We start from the raw sequence: 26402 nt of genomic DNA, 5'->3' as shown, positions 1-26402 counted from the left end.
GCATGTCGCGCAAAGTGTGCAGCGGTTTGCGGCCACGACATGCGCAAAATCAAAGACCGAAAGCGCAAGAAGCGAATCCGAAGGATCGCGATGCGCTCTCGGCATTCAACGTCAATCCTGGGTAAAGGTTCCGACATCGCCATACCCGGCCCGGTGATTTCCCTTGTAGCTCTTCAATTCCGGTTCGGATTGTTCTAAGGAACTGCGATTGCTTCGCCCCCGGGGTGAAGACGGTGTTTATGACGAGGTTTGCCTTCCGATGTTCGATGTGCTGAGAAAAATCGCCCATACCTGGTTTGCCAAGGGTTTGCTGCTGCTTCTGGCCGCCGCCTTCGGCATATGGGGGGTCGAGCGCTCCCTCATCACCGGCGGCAGCAGCAATACCGTCGTCACCGTCGGTGACCAGCACATCGACGCCAACGAATTCCGCCTCGCCTATCGCCGCCAGATCCAGGCGATCAGCCAGCAATTGCGCATGCAGATCACGCCGGACCAGGCGCGCGCTTTCGGCATCGGACAGCAGACGGTGGCGCAGCTCGTGGCCGGCGCATCGCTCGACCAGCTCGCAAGCGACATGAATCTCGGCCTGTCGCAGGACCGTCTCGCGCAACTCATCGGCGACGATCCGGCCTTCAAGGCGGTGAACGGCACGTTCGACCGGCAGAAGTTCGAGCTCCTGCTGCGCAACAGCAGCATCAATCCTGATGATTATATCAAGGAGCGCAGCAAGGTCGCCGTCCGCAGCCAGATCGTCGAGGCCGTCTCCAACGGCTTCACCGCTCCCAAGGTTCTGGTCGATGCCGTCAAGCAGTATCACGACGAAAGCCGCAGCATCGACTACCTGCTACTGACCAATGCCAATATCGATCCGGTGAAGGCTCCGGCCGATGACGTGCTGTCGAAGTGGTTCGATGGCGTCAAGTCGCGTTACCGCGCTCCCGAATACCGCAAGGTCGCCTATGTGAAGCTGCAGGCCGCCGACATCGCCGATCCCGCAGGCATCCCCGATGACGCCGTTCGCGCCGAATTCGAGAAGCGCAAGAATAGTTTCACGACGCCGGCGACGCGCACCATCGAGCAGATCACCTTCGCCAACAAGGATCTGGCGAATGCGGCCGCGGATGCGCTGAAGACCGGCACGACCTTCGATCAGCTCGTTTCCGACCAGGGCAAGAAGCCCAGCGATGTGCTGCTCGGCACCTTCACCAAGGATCAGGTTCCGGATCAGACGATCGCCCAGGCTGCCTTTGCCGTCACCAAGGAAGGCGGCACGACGCCCGTCGTGGATGGCTCCTTCGGCCCGGTGATCCTGCGCGTCACGAACGTAAAGGACGAGACCGCAAAGGGCTTCGACGAGGTCAAGGAAGACGTTCGCAAGCTGATTGCGCTCAACAATGCCGCTAGCGAAATCACCAGCGTTCACGACAAGTTCGAAGACCTGCGCGGCTCCGGCGCATCGCTGCAGGAAGCGGCGCAGCAATTGAAGCTGAAGACCGTGACCATCGATGCGATCGATGCGAAGGGGCTCGATCAGAACGGCGACGAGGTCAAGGACCTGCCGGCCAAGCAGCAATTGCTGGCGGAAATCTTCAAGGCCGATCAGGGCAGCAATGCCGCGCCACTGACCGTCGGCAATGACGGCTATGTCTGGTACGACGTCCTGAACGTCACGCCCGACCACGACCGTCCGCTCACGGACGTGCGTGAGAAGGCCGTTGCCGACTGGACCGCCGAGCAGCAGAAGGTCGCACTTGCCGCCAAGGCCGCCGAGCTGAAGCAGGAAGCCCAGAAGGGCAAGTCGCTTGCCGATATCGCCGCGCCGCTGGGCATCGCGGTCGAAAGCAAGGCCGATGTCACCCGCACGACCGACGATCCGGTGCTGGGTCGCGGCGGCGTCGCGGCGGTCTTCTCCGGTCCGGTCGATGCCGTTGCCAATGCGGTGGGCGCCGACGATACCACGCAGATCCTGCTGAAGGTCACGGACGTCAACAACAATCCGACGACGGACGCATTGAGCAATGCCGATCAGCAGGCGGCGCAGATCGCCAACGCCGCCGGCGACGACATTCTGGATCAGATGGTCAGCGACCTGCAGTCCAAATATACCGTAACGGTCAATCAGAGCCTCGCCGATCAGGCGATGTCTCGCTAGGCCCGGTGGGGAGGATCGATAGCCGATGGCTGAGTTGAAACCTTTCCTTGCCAAGGTCGCCAATCGCGAGGTCCTGACGCGCGACGAAGCCCGTCAGGCCTTCGAGATCCTGATGTCGGGCGAAGCCACGCCCTCGCAGATCGGCGGATTCCTGATGGCCCTGCGCGTGCGCGGCGAAACCGTCGATGAGATCGTCGGCGCCGTCACCACCATGCGCGCCAAGATGCTGCCGGTGGAAGCGCCGGCGGATGCGATCGATATCGTCGGCACCGGCGGCGACGGCTTCGGCACTTACAATATTTCGACGCTGGCGGCCTTCATCGTCGCTGGCGCCGGCGTGCCCGTGGCAAAGCACGGCAACCGCGCCCAGAGCTCCAAGGCCGGCACGGCGGACACACAGTCCGTGCTGGGCATCAAGCTCGATATCGGCCCGGAGACGATCGCCCGCTGTATCCGCGAAGCCGGTATCGGCTTCATGTTCGCGCAGTTGCATCATTCCTCGATGCGCCATGTCGGCCCTTCCCGCGTCGAACTTGGCACGCGGACGATCTTCAACCTGCTGGGCCCGCTCTCCAATCCGGCCGGCGCCCGTCGGCAATTGCTCGGCGTCTTCGCCCCGCAATGGGTCCTGCCGCTCGCCGAGGTGCTGAAGGACCTGAACGCCGAGAGCGTCTGGGTCGTGCACGGCAATGGCCTTGATGAAATCACCACCACCGGAACCACCTCGGTTGCAGCACTCGAAGACGGCAAGATCCGCACCTTCGAGCTGACGCCTGCCGATTTCGGTCTCCCGCATGCCTCGCTCGACGCGCTGAAGGGTGGCGACGGTGTGGCCAATGCGGCCGCGCTGCGCGCCGTGCTCGCCGGCGAGAAAAATGCCTATCGCGATATTTCGCTTGCCAATGCCGCCGCGTCGCTGGTGATTGCCGGCAAGGCGGAAACGCTCCATGATGGAATGAAAATCGCGACCCAGTCGCTCGACAGCGGTGCAACTGCCGCCGCACTGGAAAAGCTGATCGCCGTCTCCAATGCCGAAGAACAGGGGTAGGACGCCATGAGCGATATCCTCAGGAAGATCGAAGCCTATAAGCGCGAGGAAATCGCCGCCGCCAAGGCCAAGGTCTCGCTTGCCGATCTGAAGGCCATGCAGGCCGGCCAGTCGGCGCCGCGCGGCTTCCACAAGGCGCTGCTCGCCAAACAGGATGCCGGCATTTTCGGCCTGATCGCCGAAATCAAGAAGGCGAGCCCCTCGAAGGGCCTCATCCGCCCGGATTTCGACCCGCCTGCCCTCGCCAAGGCCTACGAGGCCGGTGGCGCTGCCTGCCTTTCCGTGCTGACGGACAGCCCGAGCTTTCAGGGCGCGCCGGAATTCCTGACGGCCGCGCGCGCTGCCTGTTCGTTGCCGGCGCTGCGCAAGGACTTCATGTTCGAGACCTATCAGGTCCATGAGGCGCGTGCCTGGGGAGCAGACTGCATTCTGCTCATCATGGCCTCGCTCTCCGACAGCGACGCCGAGCGTCTCCAGGACGAGGCCTTTGGCCTTGGCATGGATGTGCTGGTCGAGGTGCACGACGCCGAGGAAATGGAACGGGCGCTGAAGCTGTCCTCGCCGCTGGTCGGCATCAACAACCGCAACCTGCGCACTTTCGAGGTCAGCCTCACCGTCAGCGAAAACCTGGCCGGAATGGTGCCGAAGGACCGGCTGCTGGTCGGCGAGAGCGGCGTCTTCACCCATGGCGACTGCCAGCGCCTCGAAGCCGCCGGCATCACCACCTTCCTCGTCGGCGAAAGCCTGATGCGCAAGGACGACGTGGCTGCCGCCACGCGTCTGCTGCTGACCGGCGACGCCGGCGCCGTGGCGGCCGAGTGACATGAGCGCGCGCGAGCCCGGCCTCACCCATATCGGCGCCTCCGGCGAGGCGAATATGGTCGATGTCGGCGACAAGGCCGAAACGGTGCGTGTCGCCACCGCCGAAGGCCATGTGGCCATGCAGCCGGAGACGCTTGCCCTGATCCGCGAGGGCAACGCCAAGAAGGGCGATGTCATCGGCACGGCGAGGCTTGCCGGCATCATGGCCGCCAAGCAGACCGCCAACCTCATTCCTCTCTGCCATCCGCTGATGCTGACCAAGATTTCGGTCGATATCACCGAAGATGCCGCCCTGCCCGGCCTGCGTGTCGTTGCGACCGCAAAGCTCACCGGTCGCACCGGCGTCGAGATGGAGGCGCTGACGGCGGTCTCCGTCGCCTGCCTGACGATCTACGACATGGCCAAGGCCGCCGACCGGACGATGGAGATCGGCGGCATCAGATTATTGGAGAAATCCGGCGGCAAGTCCGGCGATTTCCGTCACCCGGAGGCCTGACGCATGAGCCTTTTACCGGTAGCCGACGCCCAGGCCCGTCTGCTGAACAGCGCAACGCCGCTGCATCGTGTCGAAAGCGTTCCGCTCGATCTGGCCGAAGGCCGCGTATTGGCCAAGGACCTGGCCGCCCGCATCACCCAGCCGCCTTTCGATGCCTCGGCGATGGATGGTTACGCCCTGCGCTACGAGGATGCCGCCCAGCCGGGCTCGGAACTAAACGTCATCGGTGCCGCCGCGGCCGGCCATGCGTTCGAAGGCAAGGTCGGCAAGGGTGAGGCCGTGCGTATCTTCACTGGTGCGCCGGTTCCCGCCGGCGCCGATAGCGTATTGCTACAGGAGGACGCCGCGGCGCTGGAGGACGGCCGCATCCGCACCACCTACCCTCTGCGCCAGGGGCAGCATATCCGCCCGCGCGGCCAGGATTTCACCGAGGGCGAAATTGTGCTGCCGGCAGGCACGGTGATGGATTTTTCGCGGCTGACGGTCGCCGCCGCCATGAACCACCCGGCGCTCGACGTTTATCGCCGTCCTCTGGTGGCGATCCTTGCGACAGGCGACGAACTGGTGACGCCGGGAGCTGAACCAGGGCCTTCGCAGATCATCGCCTCGAACACATTCGGTATTGCAGCACTCGCTCGCAGCGCCGGCGCCCATGTGCTCGATCTGGGCATCGTTCCTGACGACAAAGGGGAAATTACCGCCGCGATCGGCCGGGCGCAGGTGGCGAAGGCGGATATCATCGTCACGCTCGGCGGTGCCTCCGTCGGCGACCACGATCTCGTGCAGGCGACGCTCGTCGAGGCGGGCATGCAGCTCGACTTCTGGCGTATCGCCATGCGCCCCGGCAAGCCGCTGATGGTCGGCAGCCTCGGCGACATCCATGTTCTCGGCTTGCCCGGCAACCCGGTTTCCAGCCTCGTCTGCGGGTTGCTTTTCCTGGAGCCGCTGATCCGCAAGCTCGCCTTGCTGCCGCCCGTGAAGCGTGAAGCGACGGCCCGCGCCGCGATAACCCTCAAGGCCAATGATCAGCGCCAGGACTATGTCCGCGCGACGCTGAGGGCCTCCGCCGACGGCGGCTGGCTGGCGGAGCCCTTTTCCAAGCAGGATTCGTCGATGATGAAGGTTTTTTCCCGCTCGGATTGCCTCATCATCCGCCCGGCGCATGCGCCGGAGCTTGCAGTGGGTGATGAATGCCGGGTGCTGCTGTTGCGTCCGGAATTGCTGGGCTAAACCGGACACGAAAATGCCGGGCAGTTTGACCTGCCCGGCAGAAGCATCAGCAAATCCGGATGCGAATTACTTGACCGGCTTCTCGTGATGGCCGCCGAAGCCTGCGCGCATGGCCGAGAGAACCTTGTTGGCGTAGTCGTCATTGCCGCGCGAGGCGAATCGGCCGTAGAGCGCTGCGCTGAGCACCGGCGTCGGCACGCCTTCGTCGATCGCCGCCGAAATGGTCCAGCGGCCCTCGCCGGAATCCGAGACGCGGCCGGCATATTGCGACAGCGCCGCATCGCCGTGCAGGGCGTCTGCGGTAAGGTCGAGCAGCCAGGAAGTAATGACGCTGCCGCGGCGCCAGACTTCGCTGATCTCGGCAATGTCGAGATTGTACTGATAATATTGCGGATGAGAGAGCGGCGCGGTTTCAGCGTCTTTCTCGGCGGTTTCAAGGCCGATATTGGCATGACGCAGCACGTTGAAGCCTTCGGCATAGGCGGCCATCAGGCCGTATTCGATGCCGTTATGGACCATCTTGACGAAATGGCCGGCGCCGGACGGGCCGCAATGCAGATAACCCTGCTCGGCGGTGCTTGCCTTGGAGGCTTCCTCGGAGCGCATTTTCGACGGGGGAACGTCGCCGACGCCGGGTGCCAGCGTCGCGAAGATCGGCGATAGATGCTGGACCGTATCCGTCTCGCCGCCGATCATCAGGCAATAGCCGCGCTCCAGGCCGAAAACGCCGCCGCTGGTGCCGACGTCGACATAGTGGATGCCCTTGGCCTTCAGTTCGTCGGCGCGGCGAATGTCGTCGTGATAGTAGGAGTTGCCGCCGTCGATGACGATATCGCCCTCCTCGAGCAGCGGAACGATCGCAGCCAGCTCCTGATCGACGATAGCAGCCGGCAGCATGAGCCAGACGGCGCGCGGACGGGCGAGCTTCGATACGAAATCTTCAAGTGACGTGCTGCCGGTGGCGCCGAGCTTTTCAAGCGTCGCGATGCTTTCGGGGCGCGCGTCAAAAACGACGGCGCTGTGGCCGCCCTTCATCAGGCGCTGCACCATGTTGCTGCCCATGCGGCCAAGGCCAATCATTCCGATCTGCATATCTCTATCTCCTTGGAAGGATTTTTATCGGTTGAAATTCCATAAAGACATTTCGCGGTATTTTCCAATGAACAAATGACGGGCGAGCTATGCAGCCGCGCCGGATCGGCTCACTCACGAATCTGTGAAGCCCCACCCGCGCCCGACTCGCATCATCGGTCGAAATTCATCAGTCCACCTTGCCAGCTGCCTGCATGATCCGCATCGTGAGGCGACCGATATGGATATCGGCACAAGTGATGTCTGGAGGGAATATGCTGGATCATGTGACGATCGGCGTTCGCGATGTGGAGCGTTCGAAGGCCTTTTACGATGCGGCCCTGCTGCCGCTGGGCATTATGCGTCTTTATGCCGAAGGTGAGACCTTTGCCGGATATGGTGTCCGGCCGAAAGCCTTCTTCTGGATCGGACAGCGGGATGTGCCGCAGACGGGCGTCCATGTCGCCTTTACGGCTGAAGACAGGGCCGTCGTGGACCGGTTCTACGAAGCAGCGCTGGCGGCCGGTGGGCGGGACAATGGGCCGCCCGGCATCCGCTCCCATTACCATCCGAATTATTATGGCGCCTTCGTCCTCGACCCCGATGGCCACAATATTGAGGCCGTCTGTCACGTCACCGCTGGTCCGACGTAACGCGCCCGTGGGCGGATGAGATGACCGCTTGTCGATTGCTCCATGGCATGCGCCAGCCAGCCGACCGTGCGGGCAAGCGCGAAGATGATCAGCGGCGCGTCGGGAGGCAGGTGATAGGCCGAGGTCATCGCCGTCAAGGCAAAGTCGACATTGACGCGCTCGCCCACCAGTTCCTCAGCTTTTTCGCGAACCTCCGCGAACAAGGGCGGCAATGTCATATGCGGGAGCAACGCCTTGGCGCGTGCATCGCCGTCGGGATAGAGGGGATGGCCGACCGCCGGCAGCGGCCGCCCTTCCGCCAGATAGCCACGCACCGCCTCCTCCGGCCCGATCGCCGCGGCGCGGATCATCAGCGATCGCACGCTTTGCCATGCGCCGCCATGCAGCGGTCCGGTCAAGGTGGAAAGCCCGGAGAGTGCCGAGGCCGACAGGGTCGCGCCGGCCGAAGCCGTGATACGGGCCGTAAATGTCGAGGCGTTAAGTTCGTGATCGGCGAAGAGCACGAGACAGCGGCGAATGATATCGCTGGCGTCTGGCCTGTCCCAGGCTATGGCGAGGCGCTGATGCAGCGGCAGGTCGCGATTTCCGGGCGCCAGTGCTTCCGCGATGCTGCCGAAGACGCTTTCCGCTTCGTTCTGGAGGGCTGACAGCGAACGCCCCAGTGAAGGCAGGTCGGTGGTGGCGCGCTCGGCCAGGGCGGAGAAGGCAGCGCTCAGGGATGGCGGATTCTTGCTCCCACCTTGCCTCTCGAGCCGCAATGGTCGCTTCATATCCCACAGAAGACGCGCGATTTCCTCCAATGTGGCATGCTCGGCCAGACCGGCGGCATCCCGCCCGCGATAAAAGAGCCGCCCGTCGGAGACCGTCGACAATGCCGAAGGCAGCACCGGGTCGCCCCATTGAATGGCTTCCGCCGCCACCGTCTCGGTCTTGCGCCGCCCGGCATGGCGCGTCGCCAGCCGCTTCACATCATCGGTGAAGTAGAGGCTGCGTCGGCTGTCGGCCGGATCCGGCTTCGCGCGGATACGGCCGCGGCTGACATTGGCGTAAAGCGTCTGCGATTTTGTGCCCAGCAGGTTCAGTGCCTGCTCGGCCGTCAGCCAGCTCATATGTCCTCACATTGATCAATTGCATCAAGATTGACGTCAATAAAAATAGGTCTGATCTAGGGGCATAGTCAAAGGAGAATGATGATGAAAAGTGGTCTTGAGGATGTCATTGCCGCCGAAACCAAGCTGTCCGATGTGGACGGCGCTGCCGGCCGGCTGATCATTCGCGGCGTCTCGCTGGACGATCTGGTGGCGACCAGCCGTTTCGAGGATGTCGCCGCCCTGCTGCTCGACGGTCTCTTCGAGGAACACGTCGACGCGAAAAGCATCAAGGCGCAATTAGGCCCTGCCCGAGAAGAGTTGTTCGCACATGTCGAATCAGCCGACGCGGGCGTGCTTGCCCTGTCGCCGGTGGAGGCCATGCGCGCGCTGCTTGCCCGTATCGCGGACGGAGAGGATTTCGCCACGGCGATCCGCCTGATGGCCGCGCCTGCTGTGTTCCTGCCGGCCATACTGCGCCTTCAGAAGGGCGAAGCGCCGATCAGACCGGACGCTTCGCTGTCGCAATCCGCCGACATCCTGCGCATGCTGACGGGCAAGCTCCCGACGGCGGAGCAGACGGCCGGCCTCGACGCCTATCTGGTGACGATCTCCGACCATGGCCTGAACGCCTCCACCTTCGCCTCCCGCGTCATCGCCTCGACCCATGCGGGGCTCGCTTCGTCGGTCCTGGCGGCGATCAGCGCTCTCAAGGGGCCGCTGCATGGCGGCGCTCCCGGCCCGGTTCTGGATATGCTCGATGCCGTCGGCACGCCGGCCAATGCGCGGCCGTGGCTATCGCAGGCGCTCGATAATGGCGAGCGCCTGATGGGCTTCGGCCATCGCATTTATAGGGTTCGCGATCCGCGCGCCGATGCGTTGAAGACGGCGCTGAAACCCATCTTCGCAAGCGGCCAGGCCGATGCCGGCCGCATCGCGCTCGCCGAGGCGATCGAGGCCGCCGCCCTGGCGCTCCTCAAGGAACGCAAGCCGGATCGGCCGCTGGACGTCAATGTCGAATATTATACCGCCCTGCTGCTCGACGCCCTCGGCTTCCCGCGCAGCTCCTTCACCGGCGTTTTCGCGATCGGCCGCACGGTCGGCTGGATCGCCCATGCGCGCGAGCAGATCCTGGATGGTCGTCTCATCCGGCCGCAGTCACGCTATGTCGGTCCGCTGCCGCGGGCGGCGTAACCGGCTGATACGTCCTCAAGCGGCCGTGACCTGTCGCGGCCGCATCAAGCCGTCCCGAATATGGCGGGCGAGTTCGCCTGCAGGCGGTGACGCCTTGCCCCTGGGCATATGCAGATTGATGGAAAAGGCCGGCAGCTCCGGTAGTCCCTCACCTGCGCCAAGGATGTCGAGATCGGCCGGAACGGTGGAGGCAAGCCAAGCGGTTACGGCAAGATCCGTGCGCACCGTCGCAGTCGTCGCTTCGATATTGCCGTTTTCGAATACGGTTCGCCAGCGCCGCCCGTCGTCGCGCAGCGCCGCGAAGACCGATGGCCGGAAAGCGCAGGTATCGGCGACCATCGAGACCGGCAAAGGATCCTTGCGATAGGCATTGCCTGCCCTTGCGCCGACCCAGACGAGCCGATCGACAGCGAGGCACTCGCCATGCGAGGCGCCGACCGGCTCCTCGACGATGCCGAGATCGATGCCGCCATTGTCCAGCGCCTGCAGCAGTTCCGGCGAGGAGGCACAGACGAGCGAAATCTCCACTTGCGGATGGCGTTCGGCATAGGATTTCAGAACGGGCGCCAATGTCGTCCCGACGAGATCGTAGGGGACGCCAAGCCGCACGCTGCCCTCCACGGCGCTCTCGGTCATATCGGCCCAGATGTCGTCGTTGAGGATCAGCAGCAGCCGTGCATTGCCGAGCAGACGCTCCCCCTTGTCCGTCAGCTTCAGACCGCGCCTGTCGCGTTCGAAAAGTGCACTGTCGAGCATGTCCTCCAGCCGCTTGATCTGCTGGCTGACGGCACCTTGCGTCATGTGCAGCCTGTTGGCGGCGACCGTCATGCTGCCGTGGTCGGCGACGGTCGCAAAGGTTCTGATCAGGGCGATGTCGAAATTTCGGGCCATGGGTAGCATTATAGATGCTAATGCATATGGCCTTCAACATTCGTTTTTCTGATGCCGTGCCTTCGCCTATCTCTCGCTGAAAATGGAGATAGGCTCATATGACCATCGAATCCCTGCTGCCGCTGATCCTCTTTGCCCTTGTCTCGACGATCACGCCGGGCGGTGCCACGACCCTTGCCACCGCTTCCGGCGCCCATTTCGGCTTTCGTCGTTCCATCCCGGTCATGGCCGGTTGCGCCGTCGGTCTCGGTTCGATCGCCTGCGCGGCGGCAGCCGGCCTCGGCAGCCTGCTGATGGCCCTGCCGGCGCTGCAGGTCGTGATGAAGGCGCTCGGTTCACTCTACCTCGTCTGGCTTGCCGTCCGCATCGGCAGAAGCGGCCCGCCGCGCATTGCAGGGAGCGTGGTTAAGCCGACCAGCTTCGCGGCCGGTGTCTGGATGCTCTGGTACAATCCCAAGGGGTGGGCGATGACGGTCGGCGCCGCGGCCTCATTCGCCGCCCTGGCGAGCAGCCCGGCTGTCCTGGCAGTTCTGCTCGGCTCGACCTTCTGCCTCGTCGCCGCATTCTCGCTCGCGGTCTGGTGCGCTCTCGGGCGATTGCTTGGCCGCCTGCTGAAAGCGGCATGGCAATGGCGAGTACTGAACATCTCGCTCGCCTGCCTGCTGGTCATGTCCATCATTCCCATGTGGCGCGGATAAGATGCGACGCGCCGAGCATTCGCCGTCATCCCTGGCTGCGCCACAGCCATACGGACAAGGAGCCGGCGCGGCCGCGCAGGCTCGCATCGATCGGGCCGTCCAGCTTGCCCTGTAGATAGGGCTCGCTGTCCCGTCCGGCCGATTGCAGCAGATCGTTGCTGATGGCGATTTCCGCACCGTTGCGCGCGGCCACCTCCATCAGGCGGCTGGCGACATTGACCGTATCGCCCGTCGCCGTGATCTGCTGGCGATCGCCACCGCCGAGCCTGGAGGCGACGATGGTGCCGAAATGTGCGCCGATCTTGAAGCCGATGCGCGATGCCGTCGCTTCCGGCAGCATCGCCAGCCAGTGCCGCATGCGGTCTGCAAGGCGGATGCAGCAGCGGGCTGCGTTGGCGGGATCGGCTCGTTTCGGCTGCGGCAGGCCGAAGAGGATCATGGCGCCGTCACCCATGAAGCTGGTGATGGCGCCACCGCTGGCTGTCACCTCTTCGCTGACGAGATCGTAAAATCCGTTCAGCAATTCGCGTACCGCCGTCGGACCGATGGCTTCGCTCAAGCCTGTAAAGCCGTTGATGTCGATGAAGACCACAGCCGCCTCCTGCCGCACGGGCTGGGCCAGGAAACCGGGATCGCGGGCAAGATGTTCGGCGAGCCCTGGCGCCTGGATGCGCTGCAGGAGGTCGCTTTGCTCGGCAAAATGCCTGGCCTGCCGGCGGCCGAGCCAGAGTTGCGCCGCGCCGAAAAGCAGGACCGGCGGCACTGTCGCGGCGGCGGGCAGAGCGGCGCTCAGCCAGATACCGTGCTTGAAGGCGCTGATATTGATCGCCATCCATGCAAGGACCACCAGGATCGTCAGTATCAGGCCGATCGTATTGCGGCGCCAGGCCAGCAGGCCGACGAGAAGCAGCGGCATCCCGATGGCGAAATAAACGTCGAGCAGGCGTACGCCGTGATCGCGGATGAGGCCGTCGCGGGCGATGAGATGAGAGATCGAGGTGGAGATGACCTCGACACCGGGCAGGATCGGATCGAACGGTGTCGGAAACACGTCACCTGCCCCGGTCACGGTCGCGCCGATGACGACGATATGGTCCCTGATCGCTTCGTCCGGTAATTGTCCGTTCAGGGCGGCGCTGGCGCTGATGGTGCGGATCGTGCCGCGCGGACCGTAGAAGGAGAGCGGCATGAGATAGCCGGTATCGGTATGCACCGAGCGGTCGCCGATCTTGATGAGGTCGGAGATGACGGTCGTATGCTCTCCGGTTGCCGCGGAGGCGACGCGCAGGGAGAAGGATGGCTCGATGCGCTCGCCGCTGCGAAACAGCAGCGGCACGAAACGCGGTGTTCCCGTCTTGTCCGTCTGGACATTGACGATGCCGTAGCTTGCGGCCTCGGCAAAACGCCGCAGCGGTTCGAGGAATTGCAACGCGCTCGGCACGCGGGCAAGCGGCTCCCGGCTGCTGTCGGCGACGCGTTGCCGGCTTTCGGGAAAGATGCCGGCGGCGGCCAGCACCGCATTGGTGCGCCTCAGCGATTGTTCCAGAGCCGCGTCGTCGGCCTCCGTGCCGGGATCGACCAGCAACATGTCCAGCGCGATCGCCTTCGGTCCCAGCGCGGCAATGGCATCGACGACCTTGGCGAGCGTGGCGCGAGGCAGCGGATAATGTCCGGCGACGCGCGCCGTTTCATCATCGATGGCAACGATGGTGACGATATCGGGCGGCTGGCGGCTGCCGCCCAGCATATTCCTCAGATTCGTCAGTGTCGCCTCGGCGCCGTCGATAAAGGGGATGTCGCCCCGCAGATGCGCGATTCCGAGACTTGCACCCCAGACGGCGGTCAGGACAAGCGCGATCAGCGTCTGCAGTGGCGGTCTGCGCATGGTTCTCACTGGCCGAGACGGGCCATCAATGCGTTGATGCGAGGTTGTCCCCACTGGGTGACGCGAAGGGGCGAACGTCCACGGTCGACATCCACGCCCTGCCCTTGTCCGAGCGTGACGCCCTCGCCGGTCGCCACCTTGTTGACGGCGACGCGGCCGCGCAGCACCAGCACCGACGTCTTGCCACGCTCTGCATCCACCGCCCAGCGCGTGCCGCGCACCGCCGCGATCGCCTGCGGCGTCACCACCTCGAAGCCGCCGCGAATGCGGCCGCCCTCGACATCGACCAGCGCTGCCTTGCTGTTGAGGACGATGGCGTCCAGCTGGCCGTCGCGATTGCGGTCGGCAAACCGGTAGTGCGCGCCGCGTTCGATGGTGACGCTGAGACCCGGCTCGCAATCGAGCGTCTGCCTTCGATCGCTGACCGTTGGCTGCCGTGAACAGTTTGCGGCCTGCGCCAGAACGGGATCGATGGCAGCAACCGACAGGATGCCAACCATCAGCGCAAGACCGAGAATGCCGCTCGTTTGGGTCATGTCATGCCCCTCACTGCACATAGCCGCAGGCCGCGGACAATGATGTCGGTCCCACGGCATGCCACGTCGATACCACCGATGATGCGTCAGGAGTGGTTGATCTGCAAGCTGTCGTAGCCTTTTGTCTTGTAGAGGATGGTCGAAACCAGCCAGCTCAGCAGAAAGATGCCGACGATCGCAAAGCCGAAATTGGCGAGATTGTCGTTGAGTTCGCCAATGAAGCGCCAGATGCCGCCTTCGAGGCCGAGCTTGTCGGAGATCAGCCCCATCGCCTCGATGCCGCCGATGAAGATGGCGACGACGACAGAAGCGGCGGTGATGGTCAGATTGTACCAGAGCTTGCGCACCGGTTTGACGAAGGCCCAGCCATAGGCACCGGTCATCAGCGTGCTGTCGATGGTATCCATCAGCGACATGCCAGCGGTGAAGAGCGCCGGGAAGACGAGGATCGTCCAGATCGACATGCCTTGCGCCGCCTGCGCCGCAGATATGCCGAGAAGCCCGATTTCCGTCGCCGTATCGAAGCCGAGGCCGAACAGGAAGCCGATCGGATACATGTGCCAGGAACGCGTGACCACCTTGAACATCGGCCGGAAGATGCGGGCGAGGAAACCGCCTCCGGCCAGAAGCATGTCGAGATCCTCGTCGGCGATCCTTTCGCCTCTCCGGGCACGGTTGAAGGCCGACCATACGCCTTTCAGCACGAAGAGATTGGCGATGCCGATCAGCAGCAGGAAGGCGGCCGAGACCGCCGTTCCGATGACGCCTCCGACCTCATGGAAGGAATCGAGCTGGTTCTGCATCGCCGCCGCCGTGGCGGCGATCACGATCGAGGCGATGATGACGATGGACGAATGACCGAACGAAAAGAAGAAGCCGACGGCATGAGGCTGTTTCTTTTCCTGCATCAATTTGCGCACCACATTGTCGATCGCGGCGATATGGTCGGCGTCGAACGCATGCCGGAGGCCGAACATATAGGCGAGAAAGGCCGTGCCCAGCAGCGACGGCCTGTCGGCGAAGGCAACCCATGCCCAAATCCAGGCCGCGATGTTGAACGCAATCAAGCTAACAAAGGTAATGGCGATCTTGGTCTTCGAGCGTTCGACCCGGTCGTCGAATGGATTGAGGATCATACTTTCGTTCCCATTATGCTTACCGGCAAGGTGCCATGGAAACGAAGGCGCCGTCGACAGTCAAATGACGTAGCAGCGTGATTTTTTGCAATGTGCAGCCGGAAAGCCCTGCCCGCGCCGGGCTCTCGCTGTCGGTTCTCTCAGGCTTCAACGAAAGTGAAGCCTTCGTCGGCCCAGCCTGCCATGCCGCCGATCATGACCTTGACGCGCTTGCCGAGCGAGGCAAGGCGAAGGGCTGCCTTGTCGGTTCCGTTGCAATGCGGACCGGCGCAATAGACGACGAAGAGCGTATCGTCGGACCATTCCGCCATCTTGCGTGCGGTGATCTTGCCGTGCGGCAGGTTGGTCGCGCCCGGAATGTGCTTCTGCTCGAACAGCGCCGGGCCGCGAACGTCCAGAAGAACGAAGTCGACGGTTCCGGCGGTCATGGAGAGCTGCACGTCCGAGCAATCCGTCTCGAAGGCGAGCTTCTGGGCGTAATATTCGGCGACGACGGCGGGAAGAGCGGCGGGTACTTCGCTGACACGGCTTGGCATGGGGAGGCTCCTGCTTTGGTTGACACGCATGCTTGTGGGGCAAGCCTCGGGGGATTGAAATTGGCCATAATGCCATATAGCGTAAAGATCATGCCAAACCCTTCCGCTCCCCTTCTTCATGGTCCCCACGTCGCCGCCCTCGTCTATGACGGGCTCTGCACCTTCGAGTTCGGTGTAGCCTATGAGATATTCGGTCTTCCGAGACCGGAGATGGGAGAGAATTGGTATCGCTTTTCCGCCTGCGGCATCGAGGATGGCCCTTTGCGCGCCGCCGGCGGCCTCTCCGTCCAGGTCGACCATGGCCTCGATAGTCTTGCCGAAGCCGATCTGATCATCGTTCCCGGCTGGCGGGGGATCGCAGCTCCCGTGCCCGCACCATTGATCGCGGCGCTGCAGGCGGCCAGCCGCCGCGGAGCGCGCATCATGTCGCTCTGCTCGGGCGTCGCCGTTCTTGCCGCGGCGGGGCTATTGGCGGGGCGCAAGGCAACGACGCACTGGCGCTACGTGGATGCCATTGCCGCCCGCTATCCCGACATCACCGTCGATGCCGATGTGCTTTATGTCGATGAGGATGCCGTGCTGACGGCCGCAGGCAGTGCGGCAGCGATCGATCTTTGCCTGCATGTGGTACGACGGGATTTCGGACCCGAGGGGGCAAACAGCGTCGCTCGGCGACTGGTGGTGCCTCCACACCGCGAGGGCGGACAGGCGCAATATATCGAAGCGCCGGTACTGCGGCAGCGCGAGGGCGCGCGATTGGGTCCCCTGCTGGAATGGATGCGCGAGCGGCTGCAGGAAGAGCAGCCCATCGCCATGCTGGCGGCGCGCGCCGGCATGAGCACTCGCACCTTCCAGCGGCGCTTCGAGGCCACGACCGGCATGGCACCGGGCGAATGGCTGCTGGCGGAGCGGTTGCGGTACGCCCGTGATCTTCTCGAGAAGGAAACGATGATCTCACTGGACGATGTCGCGGTGGCCAGCGGTTTCGGCTCGCTCGCCACCATGCGGCATCATTTCCGGGAGCGGCTTGCGGTAAGTCCGAGCGACTACCGCAAGCGATTTGCTGCCGTCAGACCAGCCGGCTCTGTTCGGTAGCCGCTTCGATGAAGCTGGAGAACAGCGGATGCGGCTCGAGCGGCCTGGATTTCAGCTCCGGATGGTACTGAACGCCGATGAACCAGGGATGGTCGGGATATTCGATCGTCTCCGGCAGGACGCCATCCGGTGACATGCCGGAGAAGACGAGGCCGCACTCTTCGAGCCGATCCTTGTAGTCGATGTTGACTTCATAGCGGTGGCGATGACGCTCGGAAATATCGGTCGAACCGTAGACTTCCGAGATCTTCGTGCCCTTCTTCAGGGCTGCCTTGTAGGCGCCGAGACGCATCGTGCCGCCGAGATCGCCGGATGACGTGCGCTTCTGCAGCTCATTGCCCTTCAGCCATTCGGTCATCAGGCCGACCACCGGCTCTGCCGTCGGGCCGAATTCGGTGGAGGAGGCGTGCTCGACGCCGGCAAGGTTGCGGGCCGCTTCGATGACGGCCATCTGCATGCCGAAGCAGATGCCGAAATACGGCACCTTGCGTTCGCGGGCAAAGCGTGCCGCCAGGATCTTGCCCTCGGAACCGCGCTCGCCGAAGCCGCCGGGCACGAGAATGCCGTGGACCTTCTCGAGATAGGGCGCCGGATCTTCCTTTTCGAAGACTTCCGACTCGATCCATTCGAGCTTCACCTTGACGCGATTGGCGATGCCGCCATGATGCAGCGCCTCGATCAGCGACTTATAGGCATCCTTCAGGCCGGTATACTTGCCGACGATGGCGATGGTCACCTCGCCTTCCGGCGTGCGGATGCGGTTGCAGACCTCTTCCCATTGTTCCAGGCGCGGCTTCGGAGCCGGCTCGATGCCGAAGGCGGCCAGCACTTCGTTGTCGAGGCCTTCCTTGTGATAGGCCATCGGCACGTCGTAGATATTGGCGACGTCGAGCGCCTGGATGACGGCGGATTCGCGGACGTTGCAGAACAGCGAGAGCTTGCGGCGCTCCGCTTCCGGGATTTCCCGGTCGGCGCGCACCAAGAGGATGTCGGGATGAATGCCGAGCGCCTGCAGCTCCTTGACGGAATGCTGCGTCGGCTTGGTCTTCAACTCGCCGGCGGCCGGAATATAGGGCATCAGCGTCAGGTGGACATAGATGGCGGAGCCGCGCGGCAGGTCGTTGCCGAGCTGGCGGATCGCTTCCATGAACGGCATCGCTTCGATATCGCCGACCGTGCCGCCGATCTCGCAGATGACGAAATCATAATCGTCATTGCCCTCGACGACGAAATCCTTGATCTCGTTGGTGACGTGCGGAATGACCTGGACGGTGGCGCCGAGATAGTCGCCGCGGCGTTCCTTGTCGATGATGTTCTTGTAGATGCGACCGGTGGTGATGTTGTCGGTCTTGGTGGCCGAGCGGCCGGTAAAGCGTTCATAGTGACCGAGGTCGAGGTCGGTTTCCGCACCGTCGTCGGTCACGAAGACCTCGCCGTGCTGGGTCGGGCTCATCGTGCCCGGGTCCACGTTCAGATAGGGGTCGAGTTTGCGCAGGCGGACCCGATAGCCACGGGCCTGCAACAACGCTCCGAGAGCCGCAGCCGCAATTCCTTTTCCGAGGGAAGAAACCACGCCGCCAGTGATGAATACATATCGCGCCATGGGAGTCACCGGATACCTTTTCACAAATGATTCCGCTAGCCCTAAAATTCGTTTCCGGAATTTTGGACACAGAAGACGGAATATCGACAAAACAAAACCGGCAGATCCGAGGACCTGCCGGAAGATGAAAGCACGCGACCGGGCTTAGTTGCCGGTCGGAACGCCGTTACCGCTCTGGGCAGGCGCAGGAGTGGTTGCCGCCGGAGCGGCCGGCTGACCGGCGGCTGGCGCCTGAGCAGGCTGCGTTGTCTGCGACTGCGGAGAAACTGCGCCGCTGTTCGGAACGCCGCTGTTATTGTTGGCCGGCTGCTGCTGGCCGCCCGCCGGAGCCGCGCTGCCGCCGAGCGAATCGAGAATGCCGCTGCCCTGGCCCGCCGTGCTCGGGATGCGGTTGAGAATATCGGTCGGGCGTCCCTCGAAGCGCGACAGGATGTTCATACCCAGTGCCAGGACGAAGAACAGCGTCGCCAGGATTGCCGTGGTGCGCGTCAGCGCATTGGCCGTGCCGCGCGCCGACATGAAGCCCGATCCGCCGCCGATGCCCAGGCCACCGCCTTCCGAGCGCTGAATCAGCACCACGCCGATAAGGGCGATGACAACCATGAGATAGATGACAAGCAGTACGGTTTGCATGGGTCCAGTCCTGCCCGCAGGCACGGGCATCAAAAATAAAAGCTCGCGGCTCTTTACATGAGGCTATCGCCTATTCCAAGCCCTTTTGAGATCGGAATTCAGGCAAGTGTGTGCTTCAGGCGAACTGCCGTTCGAATGCGCCATAGATGGCGAGGAAATCGGGGGCTTTCAAGCTCTGTCCTCCGACGAGCACGCCATTGACATTGGCGACCCCGAGCAGCTCCGCCGCATTCGCGCCGGTTACGGAGCCGCCATAGAGAAGCCGGAACTTTTCACCATCGCCGCCGAAGCGTGCCGCAAGTTCCTTGCGGATGAAGGCATGCGCCTCCTCGACATCCGCCAATGTGGGAACCTTGCCCGTGCCGATCGCCCAGACGGGCTCATAGGCGATGACGGTCGTCTCCGACGTGGCGCTGTCGGGCGTCGAGCCGGCTAGCTGACGCTTGAGCACATCCAGGGTCTGGCCCTGGTCGCGCTCTTCGGCCGTCTCGCCGATGCAGATGATGGTGGTGAGTTCGGCCGCAAGCCCCGCTTCCGCCTTGGCGCGCACCAGCGCATCGCTTTCGGCATGGTTCCTGCGGCGCTCGGAATGACCGACGATGACGTGGGTTCCGAAGCAATCGGCAATCATCGCGGCGGAGATATCGCCGGTATGCGCGCCGCTCACCAGCTGGTGACAATCCTGCGCGCCGATCGCCAGCGGGCTGTCGTCGCAGAGGGCTGTCGCGACATAGAGGAGGGTTGCCGGCGGGCACAGCAGCGTGTCGATCTTCTCCGACAGCGGCGTCTTCACGCCATCGGCGATGGCCTTGACCTGATCCAGGCTGGCGCGCGTGCCGTTCATTTTCCAGTTGCCCGCCAGAAGCGGCCGTATCGTCTTGGTCATGTCCTCATTCCCCCTTCATCCATGCGCCGCACTAACAAAACTGCGAGGGAAAGAAAAGTTACCGATTGCGTGGAAATGGGTTCAAATCGGTTAGACGGGCGCTTTTCCGAAAATAAATCGAAATTTTCCGAAAGGATCATGACGGCTGCGGGTCTAGAATCCAGTTCAGCACCTTGCGCCAGTCGGTCATGCGCACCGGCGTGCCATGATTGCCGGTGGCAAACAGGGTGAAGCGTGTCGGATACCCTCCCTTGTAGAGCTTTTCGAACAGGGCTTGCTGATCGGCCGCGGCATAGACCGGGTCCTTGCTGCCGTGGGTGAACCAGAGAGGCAGTTTGGCCTTGTAGAAGGCGCTCTTGGTGAAATCCGGATCGGTCACGCCGCTCAGGATCGCCATGCCCTTCAGCCGTTTGACGCTTTCGGCGTCGCGCGTGATGCCCCAGCAGATGAAGCTGCCCATGGAGGCGCAGGTCAGGATCACCGGCTTGCCGCCGGACTGCTCATAGGAATAGCGGATCAGCGCGGCGATATCAGCGACGCCATTGCTGTCGAAACTCTTCACGCTCGGCGCATAATAGGTGCCGCCATTGCCATAGGCCAGGTTCTTCAGGCGGTTGAAGTTGCCGCCGAAGGTGTAGTCGTTCGATCCCAGCCGGCGGTCGCCGCCCCTGCCATGGATGAAGATCACGGTGAACCCCTGTCCGGAGGCCGGCCCGACGCGGGTGACGTCGAGCTTCCGGTCTACGAGTGCCAGGGTCTCGTCCTGTTGCGCCTTCCAGCGAACGCCCGTCTCGATATAGTCCGGCTTGACGCGCTTTTCCGGAATCTGGTCGCGGCCGTTGATATCCCGCATTTCCTGGTAGTCGATCGTCTGGAACGCACCGTTGTCATGGCTTTCGATCACGGTCTGATCGGAAAACAGATTGTCCTTGAAGGGTTTCAGCGCTTCGGCTGAAGCCTCCGAGGCGATGGCCATCGGCAAAAAGGCCGCAATTGCGGCTAGGATCGACAAATGAGCTGTGGACATTCGCATGGGCGTAGTTTCCTTCGGAGGCCCACGGCTTGCCATTCGCTGCCCGGCAACGCAAATGTTTTTTCGAGTTTGCCCGCCAGCGGGGTGCCATCGCGCTTGTGCGTCGTTTCTGGCAGAATCAAGGTGATTCGCGATAGCGATGATTTTTGGGGAATGCCCCTTCAAGGACAATCTGAACAGCTCCATGGATAACAGCAACGATCTCTTCTCCGGAATGCCCGTCACGAAGCAGCAGGCGGCGGAAAAGCCGGCAGCCAAGGCTGAAAGCCCCGCTGCCGCCCCTGCCCCGCGCCCGGCGCCGGCGGTTTCCTCCGCCGAGGAATACGGTGCGAATTCCATCCGCGTTCTCGAAGGGCTCGAGCCGGTACGCATGCGTCCCGGCATGTATATCGGCGGCACGGACGAAAAGGCGCTGCATCACCTCTTCGCCGAAGTCATCGACAACTCCATGGACGAGGCCGTCGCCGGCCATGCCGATTTCATCGAAGTACATCTCGATCAGCGCGGCTACCTGACCGTGACCGACAACGGCCGCGGCATTCCTGTCGAGAACCATCCGCAGGTTCCGGGCAAGTCGACGCTCGAAGTCATCATGACCAAGCTGCATGCCGGCGGCAAATTCGACGGCAAGGCCTACGAGACCTCCGGCGGTCTGCACGGCGTCGGCGTCTCCGTCGTCAACGCGCTGTCGGACGATCTCGAAGTGGAGGTGGCACGCAACCGCAAGCTCTATCGTCAGCGCTTCTCGCGCGGCATCCCGCAGGGTGGGCTGGAGGAGCTCGGCGACGTCCATAATCGTCGCGGCACCCGCGTCCGTTTCCATCCCGATCCGCAGATTTTCGGCGATCATGCCAGGTTCGATCCGGCGCGCGTCTTCCGCATGGCCCGTTCCAAGGCCTACCTGTTCGGCGGCGTCGAGATCCGCTGGAGCTGCGACCCTGAGCTGGCGCCCGAGGGCGCGGACGTGCCGGAAAAGGCCGTCTTCCATTTCCCCGGCGGCCTGAAGGATTATCTCAAGGCGACGATGGGCAACGAGTTTACCGTCACGCGTGAAATCTTCGCGGGCAAGTCGGAAAAGGGAAGCGGCCACGGTTCGCTCGAATGGGCGATCACCTGGTATGGTGGCGATCCGCAGATCCATTCCTATTGCAACACCATTCCCACCCCCGAAGGCGGCACGCATGAGGCCGGCTTCCGCATTGCGCTCACCAAGGGGCTGAAGAACTACGCCGAGCTGACGCAGAACAAGCGTGCGGCCAACATCAACACCGACGACGTGATGATCTCCGGCGTCGGCATGCTGTCCATCTTCATCCGTGAGCCGGAATTCGTCGGCCAGACCAAGGACAAGCTTGCGACCGTCGAGGCGCAGCGCATCGTCGAAAACGCCCTGCGCGATCCCTTCGATCACTATCTGACCGACAATCCGGCCGAAGCCGAAAAGCTGCTGGACTGGGTGATCGAGCGCTCCGAGGAGCGCATGCGCCGGCGCAAGGAAAAGGAAGTCAACCGCAAGACGGCGGTGCGCAAGCTGCGTCTGCCGGGCAAGCTTGCCGATTGCTCGCAGAACACCGCCGAGGGCGCGGAACTCTTCATCGTCGAGGGCGATTCGGCAGGCGGCTCGGCCAAGCAGGCGCGCAATCGCATGAACCAGGCGATCCTGCCGCTGCGCGGCAAGATCCTCAACGTCGCCAGCGCCGGCCGTGAGAAGCTGTCGGCCAACCAGCAGATCGCCGACCTCATCCAGGCGCTCGGCTGCGGCACACGCTCGAAATATCGCGAGGAGGATCTTCGTTACCAACGCATCGTCGTCATGACCGATGCCGACGTCGACGGCGCTCACATCGCTTCGCTGCTAATCACCTTCTTCTATCAGGAAATGCCGGAGCTGATCCGCGGCCAGCATCTCTTCCTGGCGGTGCCGCCACTCTACAAGATCACGCAAGGGGCAAAGACGATCTATGCCCGCGACGACGCCCACCGGCTCGAATTGATGGAGACGGAGTTCAAAGGCAAGGGCAAGGTCGAAATCAGCCGTTTCAAAGGCTTGGGCGAAATGCTTCCCGCGCAGCTCAAGGAAACGACGATGGACCCGACCAAGCGCACGCTGCTGCGCGTCGAGATCGACGAAGCGGATTTCGAGGGCACGCGCGACGCCGTCGACAATCTCATGGGCACCAAGGCCGACGCCCGCTTCCGCTTCATCCAGGAACGCGCCGCATTTGCTGAGAATCTGGATATCTGACAGGATGAGGTGGCATCATTGCTTGGTGCCGCCTCCGGTCCATGGTTTTGGTGCATGCGTTGGAGGCTTGTCGGAGCACTGAGGGCCCATGCACAAGATTGATCTTGATACCAGACGGGCAGTTGAGCGGTTTCTAGGGCTGATCGCAGATCGCTATGAGATGGCTGGCGCCGTTGTTTATGGCAGCCGCGCTCGCGGAAAACATCGTTCCGATAGCGATGCCGATGTTGCCGTTCTTTTGGGTGGCAAACATCAGCGCTTTTTGTCCACCAAGCTGGCGATGGCTGACATTGCTTTCGATGTATTGCTTGAGACTGGAATTAACATCTCGCCGTTGCCGATCTGGCTCGATGAGTGGGAGCATCCGGAGCGATATTCAAATCCGGGTTTGCTTCATAACATCGCGAGGGAAGGCATCCGGGTGTGAGCGACAAATTGGCGCCGAAAGGTCTGATGGCCAAAGCGGAGCAGGCGTGCAAATCAGCGCGCCCCCTGCTTGAATTGGGTGATGCGGATGGCGCTTGTAATCGTGCCTATTACGCCATGTTCGACGCTGCACGAGCTGCTCTTTTTGCTTCTGGCCGCCTTGCCAGGGAAGACATTGGCAAAACCCATCGCGGCCTCATCAACGCCTTCAGCGAATATCTGATAAAGAATGGACCGATCTCCAAGGACATGGGGAGATTGTTGAAGCGGGCGGAAGAAATTCGTTTGGTCGCCGATTATACGGGTGAACTTATTGAGCTGAGCGATGCGCGAGAAATCGTCGGTCAGGCAGACGTTTTTGTGTCGGCCATGCGCCACACCTTCATGTCGGATGACGATTGATTTCAGCGGCGGCAAGCGCAAGCCGACCACACAACATTTTCATCGAACAAAGCCCAATCCGTTACGAAAGCGTCATGGGCGGATGCGTAGATGCGGCCCGACCCGCCAACTCGTATCCGGATGTAACGATATCGCCATGCTGAAGCCCCTTCTGACGACTGCCGCCGCTCTTCTTCTGTCCACGACCGTCCGGGCCGCCGATATTGGCGCAGTGATCGACGTGCCCTGCCCCTTTGGCGACTGCAAGGCGGGTATCAGCCTTTCCTATCTCGGCGAATACGATATTCCGACTGGATTCGTTGAAAACGGCGTCGAGGTCGGCGGTCTGTCGGGCATCGATTTCGATCCATCGACTGGCCGCTATATCTCCATCAGCGACGACCGTTCCGAAAAGGCGCCGGCCCGCTTCTACGATCTCGACATCGATGTCGGTGCCGATGGCCTCAAGGGCGTGACGATTCTCGATCATGTCACGCTGAAGGACAAGGACGGTCAGCCCTTCGCCTTCCGCAAGGTCGACGCCGAGTCGATCCGCATCGGCGAGGACGGGATCTATTGGAGCAGCGAAGGCGACGGCAAGGCGCTGCTGCCGCCTTTCGTGCGTGTCGCCAATCGCGATGGCAGCTTCGTACGCGAACTGCCGCTGCCGGACGGCTTTGCCCCGACCGCCGACAAGAGCACGGGCATCCGTGACAATCTGGCTTTCGAGGGGCTCGCGTTTCTGTCCGGCGGCGATCTGCTCGTCGGCATGGAGTCGGCCCTTTATCAGGACGGGCCGATGACGACGCTGACAAATGGAGCGCTTGCCCGCCTCATCCGCTATGACGCGGCAACCGGCGGGCAGAAAGCCCAATATGTCTATCCGGTCTCGCCGATCCCGCAGGCGCCGGCCCAGGCCGGTGGCTGGAACGATTTCGGCATGTCGGAAATCCTGGCGCTCGACGACCGGCATCTCCTGTCGATCGAGCGCGGCTATGCGCAGGGCATCGGCAATTCGGTCGTCATCAACATGTTCGATCTGGACGGCGCGACCGATGTTTCGGCTATTCCGTCGCTCGCCAAGACCGATCAGCGCATCGTGCCGGTGCGCAAGACCCAGATCATGGATCTGCGGGCGCTTGGCCTAGCGCCGGACAATATCGAGGGCGTCACCTTCGGCAAGGCGAAGGATGGCACGGACGTGCTGATCTTCGTTGCCGACAACAATTTCAATCCGACGCAGAAGACCCAGTTCTTTGCGTTCAAGGTCGTGCGCCGGCCATCCTGAGCGACCGGCTCTGCCCGTATCGGTAGTCGTCGCATGGTGGCGACAACGGATTATATAGGCTTTCGGGCGGCGGCCCTTGAATCGGCCCAGATCATAGCCCATAACCTATTGATCCAATAAAAAGGTGAAGCAAGTCCGGTGGGTGTATTCGAACGTCATAAGCCTAGGGAGCCGCGTTGGTTGGGGCCGACCGCTCCCTCCCGCATGGCCCTTATTCCGTCCATTTCGGCGGCGCGCTGGCTGCTGATCCTGATTGCGGCCGCGGGCATTTATTTTTTCTATGGCTTTCTCGTTCCGGTGCTCGCCGCCGCGGTCATTGGTTTCGCCACCTGGCCGCTCTACAGCGATCTCGTGCGCCGGACCGGCGGCAATACGACGCTCGCCGCGTCGATCGCGATCGCCTTCATCGTCACCTTTCTGGTACTGCCGATCGTGCTTTCGGCCATCTACATGTCCGGCGAGGTGCGCATATGGTTTAGCTGGGCGGTGCACGTCAACCGCGACGGCGCCCCGCCGCCGCAATGGATACTGGCCCTGCCGGTCATCGGCGCCTGGCTCGGCGAGCAATGGACGCAATATATCGGTAGCCCCGGTTCCATCGGCGAATTGGCGCAGCTCGTCAGCGGCGCGCATATCGGCAATATCTACCGCGCGGTGCTGGCCGCCGGCGGCGGCGCTTTCCACGTCATCCTGACCTTGCTTTTCATGCTGATCGCGCTGTTCTTCATCTATCGCGATGGCTCACGGTTCGTCGGCCAGGTCGATCTTTTGGGCGAACGCATCCTGCCGAACCGCTGGGAGCGGATTTCCCGCGTGGTGCCGGCAACGATCAGCTCCACCGTCATGGGCATGACGCTGATCGCCATCGGTGAAGGCGTCATTCTCGGCGTCGCCTATTGGATCGCCGGAGCCCCCTCGCCGGTCACCCTCGGCGTTCTCACGGGCATCATGGCACTGGTGCCGGGCGGCGCGCCGCTTTCGATGTCCCTTGTCTCGATCTATCTGATCGCCAGCGGGTCGCTTTGGGCCGGGATCGGGCTGTTCCTCTGGGGCACGATCGAATTGTTCATCGTCGACAAGACCCTGCGCCCGAAGCTCGTCGGCGGTCCGATCAAGCTGCCGTTCCTGCCCACCTTCTTCGGTCTGGTCGGCGGCGTGAAGACCATGGGCTTCCTCGGTCTTTTCATCGGCCCGGTGTTGATGGCGATCATTGTCGCGATCTGGCGCGAATGGATTCGCGAGGCGGAATTGAGCGAGGAGCAGCATGCCCAGGAGCCGGAACTGCAATTGCATGTCCGGGATGGCTCCGACGGCTGACCGAGCCGGGATCTGGCGCAATTCCAGGAAAAATGCGTGAGCCGCTTTCCGCCCGGAAT

General features: G+C 62.8%; 25 protein-coding genes. 14 read left to right on the top strand and 11 right to left on the bottom strand.

Annotated features, from left to right (window positions below):
- Positions 1-259: 259 nt before the first annotated feature.
- Genes FHX11_RS03905 through glp form a run of 5 tightly spaced genes read left to right on the top strand, consistent with a single transcriptional unit; the run spans position 260 to position 5748 of the window.
- Positions 260-2152, top strand: coding sequence for a peptidylprolyl isomerase (locus FHX11_RS03905; RefSeq protein WP_184355814.1), 1893 nt, complete (start codon positions 260-262; stop codon positions 2150-2152).
- Between the two features lie 25 nt (positions 2153-2177).
- Positions 2178-3200 carry an anthranilate phosphoribosyltransferase gene (gene trpD / locus FHX11_RS03900; protein ID WP_184355236.1) on the top strand — a complete coding sequence of 341 codons (1023 nt, stop codon included), beginning with the start codon at positions 2178-2180 and terminating at the stop codon, positions 3198-3200.
- A 6-nt stretch (positions 3201-3206) separates the two neighbouring features.
- Positions 3207-4022, top strand: coding sequence for an indole-3-glycerol phosphate synthase TrpC (gene trpC / locus FHX11_RS03895; protein WP_184355234.1), 816 nt, complete (start codon positions 3207-3209; stop codon positions 4020-4022).
- Between the two features lies 1 nt (position 4023).
- Positions 4024-4518, top strand: a complete 495-nt coding sequence (gene moaC / locus FHX11_RS03890; RefSeq protein WP_184355232.1) for a cyclic pyranopterin monophosphate synthase MoaC — start codon at positions 4024-4026, stop codon at positions 4516-4518.
- A 3-nt stretch (positions 4519-4521) separates the two neighbouring features.
- Entirely contained in the window at positions 4522-5748 is a 1227-nt protein-coding gene (gene glp / locus FHX11_RS03885; protein ID WP_184355230.1) for a gephyrin-like molybdotransferase Glp, read from the top strand.
- Between the two features lie 66 nt (positions 5749-5814).
- Here the strand turns inward: glp and gnd are convergent, their stop codons facing one another.
- A complete protein-coding gene (gene gnd, locus FHX11_RS03880) occupies positions 5815-6840 on the bottom strand; it encodes a phosphogluconate dehydrogenase (NAD(+)-dependent, decarboxylating) (RefSeq protein WP_184355228.1) in 1026 nt (341 codons plus the stop codon).
- 254 nt (positions 6841-7094) lie between these two features.
- Here gnd and FHX11_RS03875 point away from each other — a divergent pair, with 254 nt between their 5' ends.
- A complete protein-coding gene (locus FHX11_RS03875) occupies positions 7095-7472 on the top strand; it encodes a VOC family protein (protein ID WP_184355226.1) in 378 nt (125 codons plus the stop codon).
- Here FHX11_RS03875 and FHX11_RS03870 read toward each other — a convergent pair.
- Positions 7448-8581, bottom strand: coding sequence for a citrate synthase (locus tag FHX11_RS03870; protein WP_184355224.1), 1134 nt, complete (start codon positions 8579-8581; stop codon positions 7448-7450). The genes FHX11_RS03875 and FHX11_RS03870 overlap by 25 nt on opposite strands.
- 84 nt (positions 8582-8665) lie before the next feature.
- Between FHX11_RS03870 and FHX11_RS03865 the strand changes: the two genes are divergently transcribed.
- The gene (locus tag FHX11_RS03865) at positions 8666-9754 is read left to right on the top strand and encodes a citrate synthase/methylcitrate synthase (RefSeq protein WP_184355222.1); all 1089 of its coding nucleotides are present in this window, start codon (positions 8666-8668) and stop codon (positions 9752-9754) included.
- A 15-nt stretch (positions 9755-9769) separates the two neighbouring features.
- On the opposite strand, the gene FHX11_RS03860 is transcribed toward FHX11_RS03865, so the two are convergent.
- Positions 9770-10645, bottom strand: a complete 876-nt coding sequence (locus FHX11_RS03860; protein ID WP_184355220.1) for a LysR family transcriptional regulator — start codon at positions 10643-10645, stop codon at positions 9770-9772.
- A gap of 98 nt (positions 10646-10743) precedes the next feature.
- Between FHX11_RS03860 and FHX11_RS03855 the strand changes: the two genes are divergently transcribed.
- Positions 10744-11343, top strand: coding sequence for a LysE family translocator (locus tag FHX11_RS03855; RefSeq protein ID WP_184355218.1), 600 nt, complete (start codon positions 10744-10746; stop codon positions 11341-11343).
- Between the two features lie 25 nt (positions 11344-11368).
- Here the strand turns inward: FHX11_RS03855 and FHX11_RS03850 are convergent, their stop codons facing one another.
- From FHX11_RS03850 to FHX11_RS03835, 4 genes are all read right to left on the bottom strand, one after another.
- Positions 11369-13228, bottom strand: a complete 1860-nt coding sequence (locus FHX11_RS03850) for an adenylate/guanylate cyclase domain-containing protein (RefSeq protein WP_184355216.1) — start codon at positions 13226-13228, stop codon at positions 11369-11371.
- A 5-nt stretch (positions 13229-13233) separates the two neighbouring features.
- Positions 13234-13764, bottom strand: a complete 531-nt coding sequence (locus tag FHX11_RS03845) for a FecR domain-containing protein (protein ID WP_184355214.1) — start codon at positions 13762-13764, stop codon at positions 13234-13236.
- 86 nt (positions 13765-13850) lie between these two features.
- On the bottom strand, positions 13851-14900 hold the full coding sequence (locus tag FHX11_RS03840) for a HoxN/HupN/NixA family nickel/cobalt transporter (RefSeq protein ID WP_184355212.1): 1050 nt from the start codon (positions 14898-14900) through the stop codon (positions 13851-13853).
- Positions 14901-15040: 140 nt separating this feature from the next.
- On the bottom strand, positions 15041-15436 hold the full coding sequence (locus tag FHX11_RS03835) for a rhodanese-like domain-containing protein (protein ID WP_184355210.1): 396 nt from the start codon (positions 15434-15436) through the stop codon (positions 15041-15043).
- A 69-nt stretch (positions 15437-15505) separates the two neighbouring features.
- Here FHX11_RS03835 and ftrA point away from each other — a divergent pair, with 69 nt between their 5' ends.
- Entirely contained in the window at positions 15506-16531 is a 1026-nt protein-coding gene (gene ftrA / locus FHX11_RS03830; protein ID WP_184355208.1) for a transcriptional regulator FtrA, read from the top strand.
- Here the strand turns inward: ftrA and FHX11_RS03825 are convergent.
- From FHX11_RS03825 to FHX11_RS03810, 4 genes are all read right to left on the bottom strand, one after another.
- Positions 16506-18134, bottom strand: a complete 1629-nt coding sequence (locus FHX11_RS03825) for a CTP synthase (RefSeq protein WP_184355206.1) — start codon at positions 18132-18134, stop codon at positions 16506-16508. The two genes, ftrA and FHX11_RS03825, sit on opposite strands and share 26 nt — an antisense overlap.
- Before the next feature lie 144 nt (positions 18135-18278).
- Positions 18279-18767, bottom strand: coding sequence for a preprotein translocase subunit SecG (gene secG, locus FHX11_RS03820; protein WP_184355188.1), 489 nt, complete (start codon positions 18765-18767; stop codon positions 18279-18281).
- Between the two features lie 115 nt (positions 18768-18882).
- On the bottom strand, positions 18883-19653 hold the full coding sequence (gene tpiA / locus FHX11_RS03815; protein ID WP_184355187.1) for a triose-phosphate isomerase: 771 nt from the start codon (positions 19651-19653) through the stop codon (positions 18883-18885).
- 136 nt (positions 19654-19789) lie between these two features.
- Positions 19790-20686, bottom strand: a complete 897-nt coding sequence (locus FHX11_RS03810; protein WP_184355186.1) for an alpha/beta hydrolase — start codon at positions 20684-20686, stop codon at positions 19790-19792.
- A gap of 184 nt (positions 20687-20870) precedes the next feature.
- Here FHX11_RS03810 and parE point away from each other — a divergent pair, with 184 nt between their 5' ends.
- The 5 genes from parE (at position 20871) to FHX11_RS03785 (ending at position 26343) form a co-directional block, all read left to right on the top strand.
- A complete protein-coding gene (gene parE / locus FHX11_RS03805; protein ID WP_184355184.1) occupies positions 20871-22931 on the top strand; it encodes a DNA topoisomerase IV subunit B in 2061 nt (686 codons plus the stop codon).
- A gap of 88 nt (positions 22932-23019) precedes the next feature.
- Positions 23020-23358 (top strand): nucleotidyltransferase domain-containing protein, encoded by a 339-nt coding sequence (locus tag FHX11_RS03800; protein WP_184355182.1) that lies wholly within the window; start codon positions 23020-23022, stop codon positions 23356-23358.
- Positions 23355-23759, top strand: coding sequence for a HEPN domain-containing protein (locus tag FHX11_RS03795; protein WP_348649685.1), 405 nt, complete (start codon positions 23355-23357; stop codon positions 23757-23759). Before FHX11_RS03800 ends, FHX11_RS03795 begins: the two co-directional genes overlap by 4 nt.
- Positions 23760-23895: 136 nt before the next feature.
- Positions 23896-25026 carry an esterase-like activity of phytase family protein gene (locus FHX11_RS03790; protein WP_184355180.1) on the top strand — a complete coding sequence of 377 codons (1131 nt, stop codon included), beginning with the start codon at positions 23896-23898 and terminating at the stop codon, positions 25024-25026.
- Between the two features lie 138 nt (positions 25027-25164).
- Positions 25165-26343 (top strand): AI-2E family transporter, encoded by a 1179-nt coding sequence (locus tag FHX11_RS03785; RefSeq protein ID WP_184355178.1) that lies wholly within the window; start codon positions 25165-25167, stop codon positions 26341-26343.
- Positions 26344-26402 lie beyond the last annotated feature (59 nt).

The organism is Rhizobium sp. BK602 (assembly GCF_014195095.1).
Classification (GTDB): domain Bacteria; phylum Pseudomonadota; class Alphaproteobacteria; order Rhizobiales; family Rhizobiaceae; genus Rhizobium.
The sequence above is the reverse complement of the archived record's forward strand: the minus strand, read 5'-3'. Positions and strand labels throughout refer to the sequence as shown.

Bases quoted from the DNA above. Each gene is read 5' to 3' on its own strand.
- FHX11_RS03810 (WP_184355186.1), bottom strand. From the start codon at position 20,686: ATGCGAATGTCCACAGCTCATTTGTCGATCCTAGCCGCAATTGCGGCC.
- FHX11_RS03875 (WP_184355226.1), top strand. From the start codon at position 7,095: ATGCTGGATCATGTGACGATCGGCGTTCGCGATGTGGAGCGTTCGAAG.
- FHX11_RS03860 (WP_184355220.1), bottom strand. From the start codon at position 10,645: ATGGCCCGAAATTTCGACATCGCCCTGATCAGAACCTTTGCGACCGTC.
- parE (WP_184355184.1), top strand. From the start codon at position 20,871: ATGGATAACAGCAACGATCTCTTCTCCGGAATGCCCGTCACGAAGCAG.
- FHX11_RS03870 (WP_184355224.1), bottom strand. From the start codon at position 8,581: ATGAGCTGGCTGACGGCCGAGCAGGCACTGAACCTGCTGGGCACAAAA.
- ftrA (WP_184355208.1), top strand. From the start codon at position 15,506: ATGCCATATAGCGTAAAGATCATGCCAAACCCTTCCGCTCCCCTTCTT.
- trpC (WP_184355234.1), top strand. From the start codon at position 3,207: ATGAGCGATATCCTCAGGAAGATCGAAGCCTATAAGCGCGAGGAAATC.
- FHX11_RS03825 (WP_184355206.1), bottom strand. From the start codon at position 18,134: ATGGCGCGATATGTATTCATCACTGGCGGCGTGGTTTCTTCCCTCGGA.
- FHX11_RS03800 (WP_184355182.1), top strand. From the start codon at position 23,020: ATGCACAAGATTGATCTTGATACCAGACGGGCAGTTGAGCGGTTTCTA.
- FHX11_RS03850 (WP_184355216.1), bottom strand. From the start codon at position 13,228: ATGCGCAGACCGCCACTGCAGACGCTGATCGCGCTTGTCCTGACCGCC.
- tpiA (WP_184355187.1), bottom strand. From the start codon at position 19,653: ATGACCAAGACGATACGGCCGCTTCTGGCGGGCAACTGGAAAATGAAC.
- secG (WP_184355188.1), bottom strand. From the start codon at position 18,767: ATGCAAACCGTACTGCTTGTCATCTATCTCATGGTTGTCATCGCCCTT.
- FHX11_RS03840 (WP_184355212.1), bottom strand. From the start codon at position 14,900: ATGATCCTCAATCCATTCGACGACCGGGTCGAACGCTCGAAGACCAAG.
- moaC (WP_184355232.1), top strand. From the start codon at position 4,024: ATGAGCGCGCGCGAGCCCGGCCTCACCCATATCGGCGCCTCCGGCGAG.
- gnd (WP_184355228.1), bottom strand. From the start codon at position 6,840: ATGCAGATCGGAATGATTGGCCTTGGCCGCATGGGCAGCAACATGGTG.
- FHX11_RS03905 (WP_184355814.1), top strand. From the start codon at position 260: ATGTTCGATGTGCTGAGAAAAATCGCCCATACCTGGTTTGCCAAGGGT.
- FHX11_RS03790 (WP_184355180.1), top strand. From the start codon at position 23,896: ATGCTGAAGCCCCTTCTGACGACTGCCGCCGCTCTTCTTCTGTCCACG.
- trpD (WP_184355236.1), top strand. From the start codon at position 2,178: ATGGCTGAGTTGAAACCTTTCCTTGCCAAGGTCGCCAATCGCGAGGTC.
- FHX11_RS03855 (WP_184355218.1), top strand. From the start codon at position 10,744: ATGACCATCGAATCCCTGCTGCCGCTGATCCTCTTTGCCCTTGTCTCG.
- FHX11_RS03845 (WP_184355214.1), bottom strand. From the start codon at position 13,764: ATGACCCAAACGAGCGGCATTCTCGGTCTTGCGCTGATGGTTGGCATC.
- FHX11_RS03835 (WP_184355210.1), bottom strand. From the start codon at position 15,436: ATGCCAAGCCGTGTCAGCGAAGTACCCGCCGCTCTTCCCGCCGTCGTC.
- FHX11_RS03865 (WP_184355222.1), top strand. From the start codon at position 8,666: ATGAAAAGTGGTCTTGAGGATGTCATTGCCGCCGAAACCAAGCTGTCC.
- glp (WP_184355230.1), top strand. From the start codon at position 4,522: ATGAGCCTTTTACCGGTAGCCGACGCCCAGGCCCGTCTGCTGAACAGC.